We start from the raw sequence: 13312 nt of genomic DNA, 5'->3' as shown, positions 1-13312 counted from the left end.
GCCAGTCTGGTGTAATGGCATTATGCATCTCAACCCTTACGGACAGGACCCGGTGACCCTGGCCGTGGACTTGGTCAACCGGCCGCTGACCGGTGCGGCGGACCTGGAGCGCCGCTGTGCGGAGGTGGGTTTCCTCCTCGAACGCTCCGTGGGCGAGGGCGACGTGGCCGCCGTCTGCGAGTTCCTGGAGCGCTGGACGCGGGTGGTCGACGCCGCCGACGCGCCCGCCCGCGCGCAGCGGCTCAACCCGCTGCTCATCGAGTTCTCCGCCGCCCCGCGCCTGACCGACCACGCGGGCACCGGGTGGCACCTGCACTACCGCCCCGACCTGCTGCCCGCCCACCGTCAGGTGGCCGCGCTGGTCTCCGTCGGCACCGCCCTGCACCTGACCGGCCGGGGCATGGACCGGCTCGGCCGGTGCGCGGCGCACGGCTGCGACCGCGTCTACGCCGACTTCTCGCGCGGCGGACGCCAGCGCTACTGCTCACCCGCCTGCGGCAACCGCGACGCCGTCCGGCGCCACCGCGCCCGGGCGGCCCGCCCCTGACACGCGGCCCGGCCGACCGTCCACCCCGGGGCCCGGTCATGAGGCCCGGCCCACGACCGCGCCCCGGTGAAGTCGGAGCCCGCGCCGCGGCGGGGACGTTCGGGGCGCCACCAGGCCTTCGCCGAAGCCTCCCGCGTCGCGGCGGGTGCGATTCGGGCGCCACCGGCCAGGTCCTCGCCGGGTGCTCCCGCGTCGCAGGGCGGCCCGCAACCGGAGTGTGGAGGCTCAGGAGCCCGCGTCGCGGCGCGCCACCGACGCGAGGTCGGCCTCGATGCGCGCGGTGGTCTCCAGCAGCGCGGGCAGCAGGTCGCGGCGCACGTCCTCGATCGAGGCCCGGTTGGCGTGGGCGGACACGTTGGCGGCCGCGATCACCCGGCCCGACCCGTCGCGGACGGGCGCGGCCAGCGAGCGCAGGCCCTCCTCCAGTTCCTGGTCGACGATGGCGTACCCCTGCTCGCGCACCCGCTCCAGCTCGGCGCGCAGCTCGGCCGGGTCGGTGACGGTGAACCGGGTCAGCGGGGCCAGCTCCACCCGCGCGAGGTAGGCGTCCAGGTTCCGGTCGTCCTGCCCGGCAAGCAGCACCCGGCCCATCGAGGTGGCCGAGGCCGGGAAGCGGGTGCCCACCCGGATGGCCACCGCCATGATCCGCGAGGTCGCAACACGCGCCACGTAGAGCACGTCGTCTCCCTCCAGCACCGACACCGAGGCGGACTCGTGCACCCGGGCGGACAGGTCCTCCAGGTGGGGTTGGGCCACGTCGGGCAACCCGGCGGAGGCCACGTAGGCGTAACCCAGCTCCAGCACGCGGGGTGTGAGCGAGAACAGCCTGCCGTCGGTGCGCACGTAGCCCAGGTCCACCAGCGTGAGCAGGAAACGGCGTGCGGCGGCGCGGGTCAGGTCGGTCTCGCGCGCGACCTCGCTGAGCGTCATGGAGCGCCGCTCGGCGGAGAAGGCGCGGATGACCGTCAGGCCGCGTTCCAGGGACTGCACGAAGTGGGCGCCGCGGGCCTCTTCTTCTTCGGTCGGCATCTGCTCTTCCCGGTTCGGTTGCGGGGGCGGCTGGCCGCGGCCCCCGCAAAGGTTCTCACACCCGTCTGACGGAGCGGCGGGGCCCGTTCACGGGGCATCGCCGGGCCGCCGCCGTCCGGATATCGGAGACAGCCCCTCATGCCCAGTGTGTTCGTGCTAAAACGGAGAGTGATCAGGGGCGGCCCTGCTCCGGGCGCCAAGCCCTGGGACGACCGAGGGGGACAAAGGTGGACGTGATCGGAGCGGGCTTCCCGCGCACCGGAACGACGTCGGTGAAGGCGGCGCTGGAACGGCTCGGCTTCGGCCCCTGCCACCACATGTCCGAGGTGATGGCCTCCGCCGGACTCGCGGGCCGCTGGGCCGAGATCACGGAGACGCCGGCCGGGGAGGTGGACTGGACCCGCCTGCTGGAGGGCTGGCGCTCGGGCGTGGACTGGCCGCTGTCGTTCTTCTGGCGCGAGCTCGTCGACGCCTTTCCGGACGCGAGGGTCCTGCTCACCGTCCGCGACCCGCACCGGTGGTACGAGAGCATGCGCGCGACCATCTTCGAGATGGTGCGGGAGGCCGCAAGCGATCCCCGTGCGGCGGGGGTGCCGCCCCAGATGGACAAGATCCACCCCCTTCTTCAGCGCATGTGGCTCGCGCACTTCGGTGTGCCGCCCGGCGAGATCCCCGACGAGGCGACCGCGGTGGAGGCCTTCGAGCGGCACACGGCCCGCGTGGTCGCGGAGGTCCCGGCCGACCGGCTGCTGGTGTACCGGGCGGGGGAGGGGTGGGAGCGCCTGTGCGCCTTCCTGGGCGCCGACGTTCCCGACGAGCCCTTCCCCCGCCTCAACGACACCGAGGAGATGCGCGCGAAGCACGAGAGCTGGCGACGCGGCGAACCGGTGAACTGACCGGACTCCCCTCTGACCGGCCCCCTCTGGCCGGGCTCCGCGCCGCCTGTCTCCGTTCCCGCTCCACCCAGTCCTGGCCCAGGGCCCTCGTGGCGTGTCGGCGGGCGGCCGACCTCTCGCGGAACCCCTCCACCGCACGCACCGTGCGGTCCTCACGCGTGCCTTGACCGCGTTCGGGAGCGGCGTCACCGTCGCAGCCAAGATGTTCGCTCTGAGAACATCCATTCGCTTTCCGGGCGGGAGCGCTCCATGGTCGTGTCCCTGGACGAGGACGCCGCCCGCATGCGCGCCATCCTCGACGCCACCGGCGGCTTGGCCCTGCCCGAGCGCGTCAACACCGACCTGGCCCGCGAACTCGGCCGAGCGGAGGCCCACCGCCTGCCGGGATGCCGTGGACTCCGGCCGGGAACTGGCAGGGCCCCCACCCGACGCCTCGACGGGGTCCGCGGCGGCGAGCGGATCCGTGCGCTGCTCGACCCGGCCGGGTACCCGGGCTCGGCCCCGGTGCCCACCGACCGGGTCACCGGCGCCGGACCGGGTAGGACCGTCGAGGCGGCCGACACCGGCCCCGAGGACGGCACCGGCCGCGCGGATCGATCGCGCGGCGGGTGACGACCGCGGGGGAGGCGACGGTCCCACGGCGGACACCGGCCGCGCGGGAACCACCGACGAAGACGAAGGAACACGAGGATTCGATGAGCGTTGACCTGCACCACACCGAGAGCGGGCCGGCCGACGCGCCGCCCCTGCTGCTCGGCGGCTCCCTGGGCACCACCACGCGGATGTGGGACCCGCAGGTCGAGGCCCTCTCGACCGCCTTCCGGGTGATCCGCTTCGACCACCGCGGACACGGCGGCTCGCCCGTCCCCCAGGGGCCCTACAGCATGGCCGACCTGGGCGGCGACGTCATCGCGCTGATGGACCGGCTGGGCCTCGAACGCACCCACTACGCGGGGCTGTCCATCGGCGGCATGGTCGGCCAGTGGCTGGCCGTCCACCACCCCGAACGCGTCGACCGCCTGGCCCTGCTGGCCACCTCCCCCCACATGGGCCCGGCCCGCAACTGGCGGGACCGCGCCGCGCTGGTGCGCGCCGAGGGCACCGGGGCCGTGGCGGACTCGGTGGTGGAGCGCTGGTTCACCCCGGCCTTCGCCGAGGACCGCCCGGCCGAGGTCGCCGTGCTTCGGGACCAGGTCGCCGCCACCGCGCCGGAGGGGTACGCGGGCTGCTGCGAGGCCATCGGGACCCACGACGTGCGCGAGGACCTGCACCGGATCAGCGCGCCCACGCTGGTCGTCGCCGGGGCCGACGACCCCTCCACGCCGCCCGCCGGGAACGCCGAGCTGATCGCCGAACGCGTCCCCGGCGCCCGCCTGGTGGTCCTGGAGGAGGCCGCGCACCTGCTGTCCTGGCAGCGCAGCGCCGAGGTCAACACCCTGCTCACCCAGCACTTCGCGCCCGCCGACCGCCACGGTGCGGGGACCAGGCCGCGCCGCGCCGTGCCGGGCGAGGAGTAAGCGGACCGGGCCCGGGCGCGCACGACCGGCTTCACCGAACCGTTCCAGGACCTCATCACCCGCTACGCCCGGAGGAGATCTGGACCCGCCCGGGCCTGGACCACCGCACCCGCAGCTGCACGGTGCCCACCGCCCTGGTCGCGCACGGGCACGGGGACGAGCCGGCCATGCACGTGCGTGCCGCCCTGCGCAACGGGCTGGAGCCCGAGAGATCGGCGAGGTGTTCCTCCAGGCCGCCGTCTACTACGGGTTGCCCGCCGCGAACCGGGCCTTCGGCATCGCCCGGGAGGTCTTCGCCGAACAGGACGGGTAGTGGTGAGGGGCGCTGGTCAGGGTCGTGCGCTGACCAGCGCCCCCGCGCATCCGGCCCGGGGTCCGCGGCCCGACGCCCACCGGGGTCCTCCACCCGGACGCACCCGGTCGGGCACGGGCCTGGTCGCGCCCGACCGCCGGGTCAGCGCTTGAAGGCCACGCCCGCCAGTTCCCACAGCTTGACCCTGGGGTCGGCGGGGCGGGAGACGGGGTCGGTGTCCGGGTGGCGCCAGGTGGCGCAGTCCACGGCGCGCGGGCCCCCGTCGCGCCCGTCGAGCCAGGGGCTGGCCAGCTCCAGACCGTCGAAGACCGCCGAGGCCTCCTCGGGGCTGCGCACCCGCCCCCAAGGGGTGCCGAAGGACAGGATCTTGTCGGTCATCCACGCGGCGGAGGCCGGATCGTCGGAGACGATGTGGGAGAAGATCAGGCACGACCCCGGGGCCAGGCGGTCCATGAGGGCGCGCACCATACCGAAGGGGTCGCTGCCGTCGGGGATGCAGTGCAGCAGCGAGACCAGCATCACGCACACGGGCAGGTCGGTGTCGATGAGCCTGGTGGTCTCCGGGGAGTTCAGGATCTCGTCGGTCTCGCGGATGTCGGCCAGCAGGAACGAGGTCTGCCCGCTGTCGCTGATCAGCGCCCGGCCGTGCGCGAGCACGATGGGGTCGTGGTCGACGTAGACCACCCGGGCCCGCGGGTTGGCCTGCTGGGCCGCGTGGTGCGTGTTGTTGGCGGTGGGCAGTCCTGCCCCCAGGTCGAGGAACTGCTCCACCCCCCGGGCCGCCACGTACTCCACTGCGCGCGAGAGGTAGGCGCGGTTGTCGTTGGCGAAGGCGACCAGTTCGGGGACGCCGTCCGCGATCGCCTCGCAGGCCTTGCGGTCGGCCTCGAAGTTGTCCTTTCCCCCCAGGAGGTAGTCGTACATACGTGCGATGCTGGGGGTTTCCATGTCGATGTTGGGGGGGAAGTGATCGGCCATGAAGGATACCCATCCGATGAAGTGACGAGGAGAGTTCTCTGGCCGAATGGTAACCGTGATCGCACGGCCTTGTGGAGTTTTCCACAACAAAGTTCGAAGTGCGTATTCGGTGTCCTATACGCTCACGTTCCGGTTCCTGCTCGCGGTTGTCCGAAACCGGGCAGATCATCGGCCACGAGCCCGGGAGCCGCGGCCCTGACACGCTCACCGGAGCCCTCCGGAGGGCTCGGCCGGTCGGGGAGCGGAGGTGCGGACCAGAACGCGGCGGCCGAGCCGGGATCCGCCGCGCCCGCCGGGGGAGTCGGTTCGGCGGCGGTATCCAATGCCGCTTCTCCGTCATTTTCCCCGATTGTCGGCTCTTCGCCCGAAAATCCTTTTGCGGTGGCCGTGGAAAACGCTTTGACCTGCGCCACGAGCGCGCGCCGCTCCCTGCCCAGCCACCGGGTCAGCACGAACGGGTCGCGGTCGGCCTCGGCGCCCAGCTCCGCCACCGCCGCCACCAGGTGCGCGCACCTGGCGTCCCACCGGTCACAGGAGCAGGTCGCTACCAGCGCGTCCCACCCGCTCGGCACCAGATCCCACCCCAGCAGCGAGAACACCCGGGCCGCCGCCACCGGCAGCTCACCGGCCAGGACCCGGGCGCGGAACACCGGCTGGGAGGCCAGCGCGGCGCACAGGCGCTCCCACTCGGCCTCCGGCGGCACCGTGCGGATCAGGCTCACCTCGTGCGCGCCCGGGCCGCGCACCCGCCCCGTGACCTCGCCCGGACGCACCGACAGCCGCTCCACCCGCGCGCTCGCGGCGGCCGGGCCCGGCTCCCCCAGGGCCCGCGCGAACAGCGGCGACCACGCGCTCACTCGGCCACCGCCTCCGGGGAAAGCCGCACGACCTCGCGCAGGTCCCGCACCGACAACCCGGTCAGCCACGCCTCACCGGTGGCCACGGCGCCGTCAGCCAGCGAGCTCTTGCGCTCGATCATCTCGTCCACCCGCTCCTCGACCGTGCCCACGCACACCATCTTGCGCACCTGCACGTCCCGCCGCTGGCCGATCCGGAACGCCCGGTCGGTGGCCTGGTTCTCCACCGCCGGGTTCCACCAGCGGTCCACGTGCACCACGTGGTTGGCCGCGGTCAGGTTCAGCCCCGTCCCGGCGGCCTTGAGCGAGAGCAGGAACACCGCGGGGCCCTCCATCTCCTGGAAGCGCTGCGTCATCTCCTCCCTCTCCGCCCGCGGCGTGCCCCCGTGCAGCCACAGCACCGGCACCCCCAGACGCGAACGCAGGTAGGGGGCCAGGCGCTCGCCGAATCGCGCGTACTGGGTGAAGCACAGGGCCTTGTCGCCCTCGGCCGCGGCCGAGGCCAGGATCGCCTCCACCCGCTCCAGCTTGCCCGAGCGCCCCGACAGCGCCGAGCCGTCCCCCAGGAACTGCGCCGGGTGGTTGCAGATCTGCTTGAGCCGCGACATCGTCGCCAGCACCAGCCCCTTGCGCTCCTTCTCGGTCGCCTCGGCCAGCCGCTCGCCCATCTCGTCCACCACCGCCTTGTACAGCGAGGCCTGCTCCGGGGTGAGCGTGCACCAGGTGCGCATCTCCAGCTTCTCGGGCAGGTCGGAGATGATCGACCGGTCGGTCTTGAGGCGGCGCAGCACGAACGGACCGGTCATTCGGCGCACCAGCCCGGTGTCGGGTCCCTCCTCGCCCTCGACCGCCCGCTCGAAGGCCGCCGCCGTGCCCAGCAGCCCTGGGTTGGCGAACTCCATCACCGACCACAGCTCGCCCAGGTTGTTCTCCACCGGGGTGCCGGTGAGCGCGATCCGCGTGGCCGCGGGCAGCGACCGCACCGCCCGGGCCTGCCGGGTGCCGTGGTTCTTGAGCGCCTGCGCCTCGTCGCACACCACCCGGTGCCAGGGCATGCCCGCCAGCTCCTCGCTGTCACGGGTGACCACGCCGTAGGTGGTGACGACCAGGTCGCACGAGCCCACCAGACGGGCCAGGGCGTTGCCCGAGGGCCGGTCCGGGCCGTGCTGGACGTGCACCCGCAGCGAGGGCGCGAACCGCTCGGCCTCGCGGCGCCAGTTGCCCACGAGCGAGACCGGGCACACCAGCAGGGTCGGCCCCGGCGCGGGTTCGCGCAGCCGCTCGTCGGTGAGCAGGGCCAGCAGCTGCACGGTCTTGCCCAGGCCCATGTCGTCGGCCAGGACCGCGCCCAGCCCAAGTTCGCCCAGGAAGCGCAGCCACGACGCGCCCCGGTCCTGGTAGGGGCGCAGCGAGCCCCGGAAGCCGGACGGCGTGCCCATCGGGCGCGGCTCGGCCTTGGCGCCCCCGTCCAGCAGCGCGCCCAGCGGACCGGAGGCGACCGCGTCGGTCACCGGCAGGGGGGTGGTGCCCTCCACCCCGATGGCCGTGCGCAGCGCCTCGTCGGTGCGCATCCAGTGGCCGCCGCGCCGTTTGACCAGGTCCAGGGTGGCGCTGATCCGTTCGGGGTCCACCTCCAGCCACCGGCCGCGCACGCGCACCAGCGAACGCTTGAGGCGGGCCAGCTCGGCGAGTTCGGCCAGCTCGTCCTCGCCGAGCGGTACGGACCCCTCGCCGTCGCGCCCCTGGAGCAGGGCCTCGAAGGACACGTTGACCAGCTCGGAGGGGCCCACCCCGCCGCCCCTGCGTTTGCGGGGCGCCTCCTCGACCGCCACCCGCAGGCCCAGCGCGGGCCTGCCGCGCCACTCGGGCAGGACCACCCCGAACCCGGCACCGCTCAGCCGGGCGGCCCCCTCGGCGGCGAACCGCTCGGCGTCCTCGGTGCCCATCAGCAGCCGGGCCGGGGCCAGGTCGCGCAGCGCGCGGCGCAGCGGCGGGTGGTGTCGCGCGGCCCGGCGCAGGTCGGCCAGGGCGGTGGCGCCCACGTCGGCGGGCAGCCAGGCGGCGCCCTCGCCCTGCCACACCTGTTCCAGGGGCAGGCGAAGGCCGGGGTCGCTGACCGAGCGCACCCAGAACTCCAGCGCCCACGGCCCCGCGCGGTCGGGTTCGCGCAGCAGGAACAGCAGCGCCGCCCGCCCCGCGCCGCGCACCCGCGAGCGCCACTCGCGCAGGGGCCCGCGCAGCCGGGCGGCGGTCTCGGTGTCGATCCCGCCCGGGTCGCCGGTGAGCGCGGCGGCCAGCCGCTGGCCGGGGGCCGCCCCGTCGTCGGAGGTCTGTTCCGGGTTGGTCCGGTCCTGGTCTACCGGGCTGCTCCTGCCCTGGCCTACCGGGCTGGTCCGGGCCCGGTGCGCGCGGCGGGGATGTGCCAGGCGGCGTGCCGCCGCGTCGGTGAGCAGTTCCAGGGGTGCGAGCACGCAGGCCCGGGCGACAGCGTCGGGCGGCTCCCCGGGGAGGTGGGCGCGGGCGGAGGGCGGCAGGGCGCCGGTGAGCGCGGACAGGTGCTCCTCCGCCCAGTCCAGCGGTGCGGGCCGCCAGCGGGCCCGGGCGGGGTCGCCCACCAGGTCGGGCAGCACGCACCCGGAGGTGACCAGGAGTTCGGCGAAGTCGCGGACCGCGCGCAGGTGGGCCAGCGAGGGTCCGGAAGCGGTGTCGGGGACGTCGCGTGCGGGTGCGGCCAGGAGGGCTTCGGCGGAGGCGGCGTCCAGGCGCAGGGCGGGCACCCGCCAGGGGTGGAAGGCGGCCGGTGCGGTGCCGGGTGCGACGGTGGAGGAGAAGGGGGCGGAGGTGTCCCCGGGCAGGGACAGGTCCAGGGTTCCGTGCGTGACCGCGCCTGCTTCGGTTCCCGTGTCCGCCCTGATCCCCGCGTCCGCCAGGAGCGCGCGCAGTTCGTGGGCCTCCAAGGCGAACGGGTGCGGGCGCGCCCGGCCGTGGGCGCGCTCTGCCGGGGGCGGGGCGGAGGCGGCGGTCTCTTCCGGAGGCGGGGTGGAGGGAGCGGACTCGGCCCACACCGCCAGCGCGTCCCCGGTCCACACGCCGTGCAGAACCCGCACCGCACCTCCCACGTCCTCGCCGATCATCGGCCCCAGTATGGCCGGGGAGGGCGACAGACCGTGACGCGAGCTGGGGAGGAACACATCTCGCCCGGCGCCGGGTCCTTGTCTGGGAACCCGTGGAGCTGCCATGGGCGCGGCCACGGCGCTGTCATGGGCGTTGCTGTGGGCTCTGCTGTGGGAAGGCGGTCAACGGTCGGGGTTCGGGGATGGTCGCTCGCTCCTGCGGCGCTTGCTGCCGCGAAGTGGTGCGGGAGGGCAATCAACGGTTGGCGTTCGGGGGTGGTGGGGCTCTGCTGCGTCGGCACCAAAGGCGGCGGGCGGTTGGGGGCTCCGCTCAACGCCCTGGTCGCGGGTGGTGGCCGGAGGTGGCGGCGCCTGCTGCCGCGAAGTGGTGCGGGAGGGCGACGAACGCTTGGCGTTCGGGGGTGGTGGGGCTTTGCTGCGTTGGCACCAAAGGCGGCGGGAGTGGCGGGCCTGGGGCAGCGTGACCGGCCCCTGTGGCGGGGGTGGGCGACGGTGGCAGCGACGACGGCTGGCGGCAGGGCCCGGGCCGCTTGGCGGGTGTGAGCATGCCGGGGCCCGGCCCGGCCGGGGTCATTCCCGGGGCGGTGGAACCAGAATTCTGTCGGGCGGATGATCCTGTCCTCGCCGCTGGTGTGTGCGCAGTTCGCGTTGGTACTTGGCCCGGTTATGCGGCCCGCACAGCGGTTGCAGGTTCGCCACCACCGTGCGCCCGCCCCGAGAGAACGACTGCACATGATCGGCCTGGCAGAGGGCCACCGGAACTTCGCACCCTTGCGGGTGGGCGCAGGTGGTGTGCCCGTGGAAGGCGGCGGTGCGCTGGCGGGCTGAGGCCAGGCGGCGGCTGTGGCCCACATCCAGGACCTGCCCGGTGGGCGGGGCGGTGAGCATCCGCACCACCTCAGAGTCGGCGGCCAACTCGTGCACCAGACCGACCGGTACCACCCGTCCGCGCTCGTCCAGCGCCGGAACTTCCTGGCCCTGGGTGTCCAGGTAGGTCTGCACCGGCACGACGATGCGGATCTGCGCCAGTGGAGCGGGGGCGTTGGCGCATCCGGTGTGGGTGGTGGCAAAGCGCAGCGCCGCGATGAGCGCGTCATGCTCCCGCTGCGACCGCGACCGGGTGTCCTCGTCCGAGGGTGGGGTGGTGAAGGTGTCGATGGCCGCGCGCACGATCAACGCATCCCCACTGCCGCCCCACGCCTGGAGCTGGTAGCTGCCCTGGAACGTGTCATGCACGACCAGGCCACGCGAGGCGTGAGCGGCCTCGTGGTCGCGGTCCAGGCGGTGGGGGTCCAAACGATGCGCGACCTGGCGGGCCACTGACTGAAGTTGGTTGACCGACAACGCAGGCCGCTCCTGCTTGGCCGCCACCAGAGCCGCTTCGAAGCCCTGCCGGTACTGCGCCTGATCGGGGAAATGCTCGGTGTCGCGGGTCTGGACGGCTTTGTCGGTGACTTTGGCGATCACCACCGCCTCACCCAACCCCACCGCGCCCGTCTCCACCGCTTCCACTGTGGCGGGCAGGGTCTCCTCGTGCACGTGCTGGGCCAGCCGCGCCAAGTCCTTGGCCTGGGAGGTGGGCAGTTTGCCGTGGTGCACCAACCACTTGTCCAAGGTGGAGTAGCCGCTGTAGCGGGCCACCGCACCCCGCGCGTACAGGCGCGCCATCCGCGCCAACGCCTGGTAGCGGATCTGGTCCAGTTGGGCCCACAGCGCCGCGATCTCCTCAGCGGCGCTCTCGTCCGCTCCGGGCGGCACGTCGGTGTTCAACGTCTGGTCGATGATCTCGCGCGCACCGGCCAGCGCGGCCACGGCCGGGGAACATTCCCCGGGGGCCGTCTCGGGCGCTGCGGTCATCATCTCCATACTTCTTATTATAGGCCGCCGATCGCCCTTTCTCCACTATTCTCGGCATCAATTGCCGACTTTCTTTCTGGAGGATGCTTTTGCCTCATAGTCTGCAATGGGGGCGGCCCAAAAGGTGTCCGAAAAAGGTGCCTCTAAAATGCCCGCTTGTCGTTGGCGCGATCGTCACCCACCCCGACCGCAGGAGCCAGGATCGTTGCCCGAGACCGGAGGGCCTGCTGGCCGTTGGTGCTGACGCAGCAGAGCCCGACCACCCCCACACCCCGGGCGTTGGTCGCCCGCCTGTAGCCGCTCCCGCCTTTGGTGCCGCTTTTCGTCGGTCGCCCACGCTCCCACCCGGCGCCCGCCGTTTCCCGCTGCCCGTACCCTTTCGCGGCAGCTGGCGCGCTTTCGTTGCCGCCAGAAACCCCCAGCAGGAATAGCGTAGGGGAGAGACCTGATGGCGGCCCCTCCCTGCCCCTTGATCCATTACCGTTATTGAACGAAGAGCGTTTCAGGGCATGCCAAAACGCCCCCTGGGTGGGATCCCCCCTATTTCCAGGAAATCATCACCGCACCACCCACGACCAGCCCCAATCCCCACCTGTGGAAAACGTAGCCGCCCGCAGGAAACAACATCCACGACCCCTCAGCACCTATGACCACCGACTCGGAACACGTCCGCCCGTCAGCGACCCTCCGGCCCCGCAGCCCAGCCGCCCTACGGCCCCGCAGTCCCGCAGCCCAGCCGCCCTACGGCCCCGCACTCCAGCGGCCCAACGATCTACAGGTTGCGCGGCACCTCGTTGCCCACCGCCAGGATTCCCTCGCGCATGCGCGTGCGCCACAGCAGCAGACCGCCGATGACGAAGAACACGATCAGCGACAGGATCGCCATCCGGTAGCCGCCGGTGAGCGAGACGGCCACGGTTACGGTCAGCGATCCCAGGAAGCTCGATCCCTTGTCCGAGATCTGGTACAGGCTGAAGTATTCCGCCTCGCGCCCACGGGGGATGAGCTGCGAGTACAGAGACCGGGCCAGCGACTGGGTGCCGCCCAGCACCAGGCCGATTCCCACGCCCATGGCCACGAACAGCGGCACGTTCCCGACCGGGAGGAAGTATGCCGCCGCCACGAGCGAGCTCCACACCGCGAGCGTGGCCAGCACGGTGTTCTTGCTGCCCAGCACCCGGGCGACCCGGCCGGTCAGGAAGGCGCCCCCGAAGGCCACGAACTGGATGATGAGGATGGTGACGATGAGGACGTTCTGGTCCAGCCCCAGATCCTGGGTGGCGAAGGGGGCCGCGTAGCGGATGGCCGCCTGCACACCATCGTTGAACAGGATGAACGCCAGGAGGAAGAGAATCGTGTTCGGGTACTTGCGCATGTCCTTGAGCGTGTGCCCGAACTGGCGCAGCGACCGTCCCACCTTCGGGCGGCCCTGGGCGCGTGCCGCCAGGGCGCCGTAGCGGTCGCGCAGCGGCCGCAGCGCCAGGACGGTGAACCCCGCCCACCACAGGCCGCAGGAGGCGAAGGCGATGCGCGCGGCGTCGTCCGTGCCCAGACCCAGTGACGGGGCGCCGACCACCAAACCCAGGTGGACGGCCAGCAGCAGCGCCCCGCCCAGGTAGCCGATGCCCCAGCCGGTGACCGACACCCGGTCGCGTTCCTCGGCCGTGGCCACCTCGGGCAGGAACGCGTTGTAGACCACGCCCGCAAGCCCGTACAGCAGGTTGGCCAGCACGAACAGCATCGAGGCCACCAGGTAGCCGTCGGTGGCGAAGTACAGCCCCAGCGTGCACGCCGACCCGCTGACGGCGAGCCAGAGCAGCCACCGCTTCTTGTGCCGCGAGTGGTCGACCATCGATCCCACGATCGGCAGGCACAGGATCTGGAGCAGGATCGCCACCGTGGTCAGCGCCGGGTAGAGCGCGTTGGGGTGCAGCGAGAGGAAGTCCAGGCCCAGCGGGCTGACCGACAGTGCGGGGTCCAGACAGGACGCGGCGTCCGGGGCTCCGGCCGACACGCACGCCAGGTTGCTCAGGTACGGGCCGATGAGCACGGTCACCACCGAGGTGGTGAACACAGAGTTGGCCCAGTCGTAGAGGTACCAGCCGCGCTGTTCGCGCCTGCGCTGCGCGGGGTCGGCCGAGGGGGCGCCGGTGGCGTCCGTCTCCGGTGGTGTGCTGGCCATGG

At 72.9% G+C, this 13312-nt stretch carries 9 protein-coding genes and 1 pseudogene; 4 read left to right on the top strand and 6 right to left on the bottom strand.

The genetic code is table 11. The features are described 5' to 3' along the window. Nucleotides 1-22 precede the first annotated feature (22 nt). Nucleotides 23-547 carry a CGNR zinc finger domain-containing protein gene (locus tag AC0VX6_RS15165; RefSeq protein WP_475464794.1) on the top strand — a complete coding sequence of 175 codons (525 nt, stop codon included), beginning with the start codon at nucleotides 23-25 and terminating at the stop codon, nucleotides 545-547. Between the two features lie 225 nt (nucleotides 548-772). Here AC0VX6_RS15165 and AC0VX6_RS15160 read toward each other — a convergent pair whose 3' ends face one another. Further along, nucleotides 773-1576, bottom strand: a complete 804-nt coding sequence (locus AC0VX6_RS15160; protein ID WP_475464793.1) for an IclR family transcriptional regulator domain-containing protein — start codon at nucleotides 1574-1576, stop codon at nucleotides 773-775. A 227-nt stretch (nucleotides 1577-1803) separates the two neighbouring features. Here AC0VX6_RS15160 and AC0VX6_RS15155 point away from each other — a divergent pair, with 227 nt between their 5' ends. The 3 genes and pseudogenes from AC0VX6_RS15155 (at nucleotide 1804) to pcaDC (ending at nucleotide 4302) form a co-directional block, all read left to right on the top strand. Then, nucleotides 1804-2472, top strand: a complete 669-nt coding sequence (locus AC0VX6_RS15155; RefSeq protein WP_475464792.1) for a sulfotransferase family protein — start codon at nucleotides 1804-1806, stop codon at nucleotides 2470-2472. 249 nt (nucleotides 2473-2721) lie between these two features. After that, complete coding sequence (locus AC0VX6_RS15150) at nucleotides 2722-3084, top strand: hypothetical protein (protein ID WP_475464790.1); 363 nt, start codon at nucleotides 2722-2724, stop codon at nucleotides 3082-3084. An 83-nt stretch (nucleotides 3085-3167) separates the two neighbouring features. Continuing rightward, nucleotides 3168-4302: pseudogene (pcaDC, locus tag AC0VX6_RS15145) on the top strand (bifunctional 3-oxoadipate enol-lactonase/4-carboxymuconolactone decarboxylase PcaDC). A gap of 141 nt (nucleotides 4303-4443) precedes the next feature. On the opposite strand, the gene AC0VX6_RS15140 reads toward pcaDC, so the two are convergent. The 5 genes from AC0VX6_RS15140 to AC0VX6_RS15120 all read right to left on the bottom strand — a co-directional run bounded on the left by AC0VX6_RS15140 (nucleotide 4444) and on the right by AC0VX6_RS15120 (nucleotide 13310). Then, a complete protein-coding gene (locus AC0VX6_RS15140; RefSeq protein ID WP_274973342.1) occupies nucleotides 4444-5280 on the bottom strand; it encodes an SAM-dependent methyltransferase in 837 nt (278 codons plus the stop codon). Between the two features lie 122 nt (nucleotides 5281-5402). Next, nucleotides 5403-6137 carry an SWIM zinc finger family protein gene (locus AC0VX6_RS15135; RefSeq protein ID WP_274973341.1) on the bottom strand — a complete coding sequence of 245 codons (735 nt, stop codon included), beginning with the start codon at nucleotides 6135-6137 and terminating at the stop codon, nucleotides 5403-5405. Next, on the bottom strand, nucleotides 6134-9244 hold the full coding sequence (locus AC0VX6_RS15130) for a DEAD/DEAH box helicase (RefSeq protein WP_475469367.1): 3111 nt from the start codon (nucleotides 9242-9244) through the stop codon (nucleotides 6134-6136). Before AC0VX6_RS15130 ends, AC0VX6_RS15135 begins: the two co-directional genes overlap by 4 nt. A gap of 597 nt (nucleotides 9245-9841) precedes the next feature. Next, nucleotides 9842-11128, bottom strand: a complete 1287-nt coding sequence (locus tag AC0VX6_RS15125; RefSeq protein WP_475469365.1) for an HNH endonuclease signature motif containing protein — start codon at nucleotides 11126-11128, stop codon at nucleotides 9842-9844. Between the two features lie 772 nt (nucleotides 11129-11900). After that, nucleotides 11901-13310 (bottom strand): MFS transporter, encoded by a 1410-nt coding sequence (locus tag AC0VX6_RS15120; RefSeq protein ID WP_475464788.1) that lies wholly within the window; start codon nucleotides 13308-13310, stop codon nucleotides 11901-11903. Nucleotides 13311-13312 lie beyond the last annotated feature (2 nt).

It is taken from the genome of Nocardiopsis sp. iso_25 (assembly GCF_056173305.1).
This window is presented reverse-complemented; position numbering and strand designations above follow the sequence as displayed.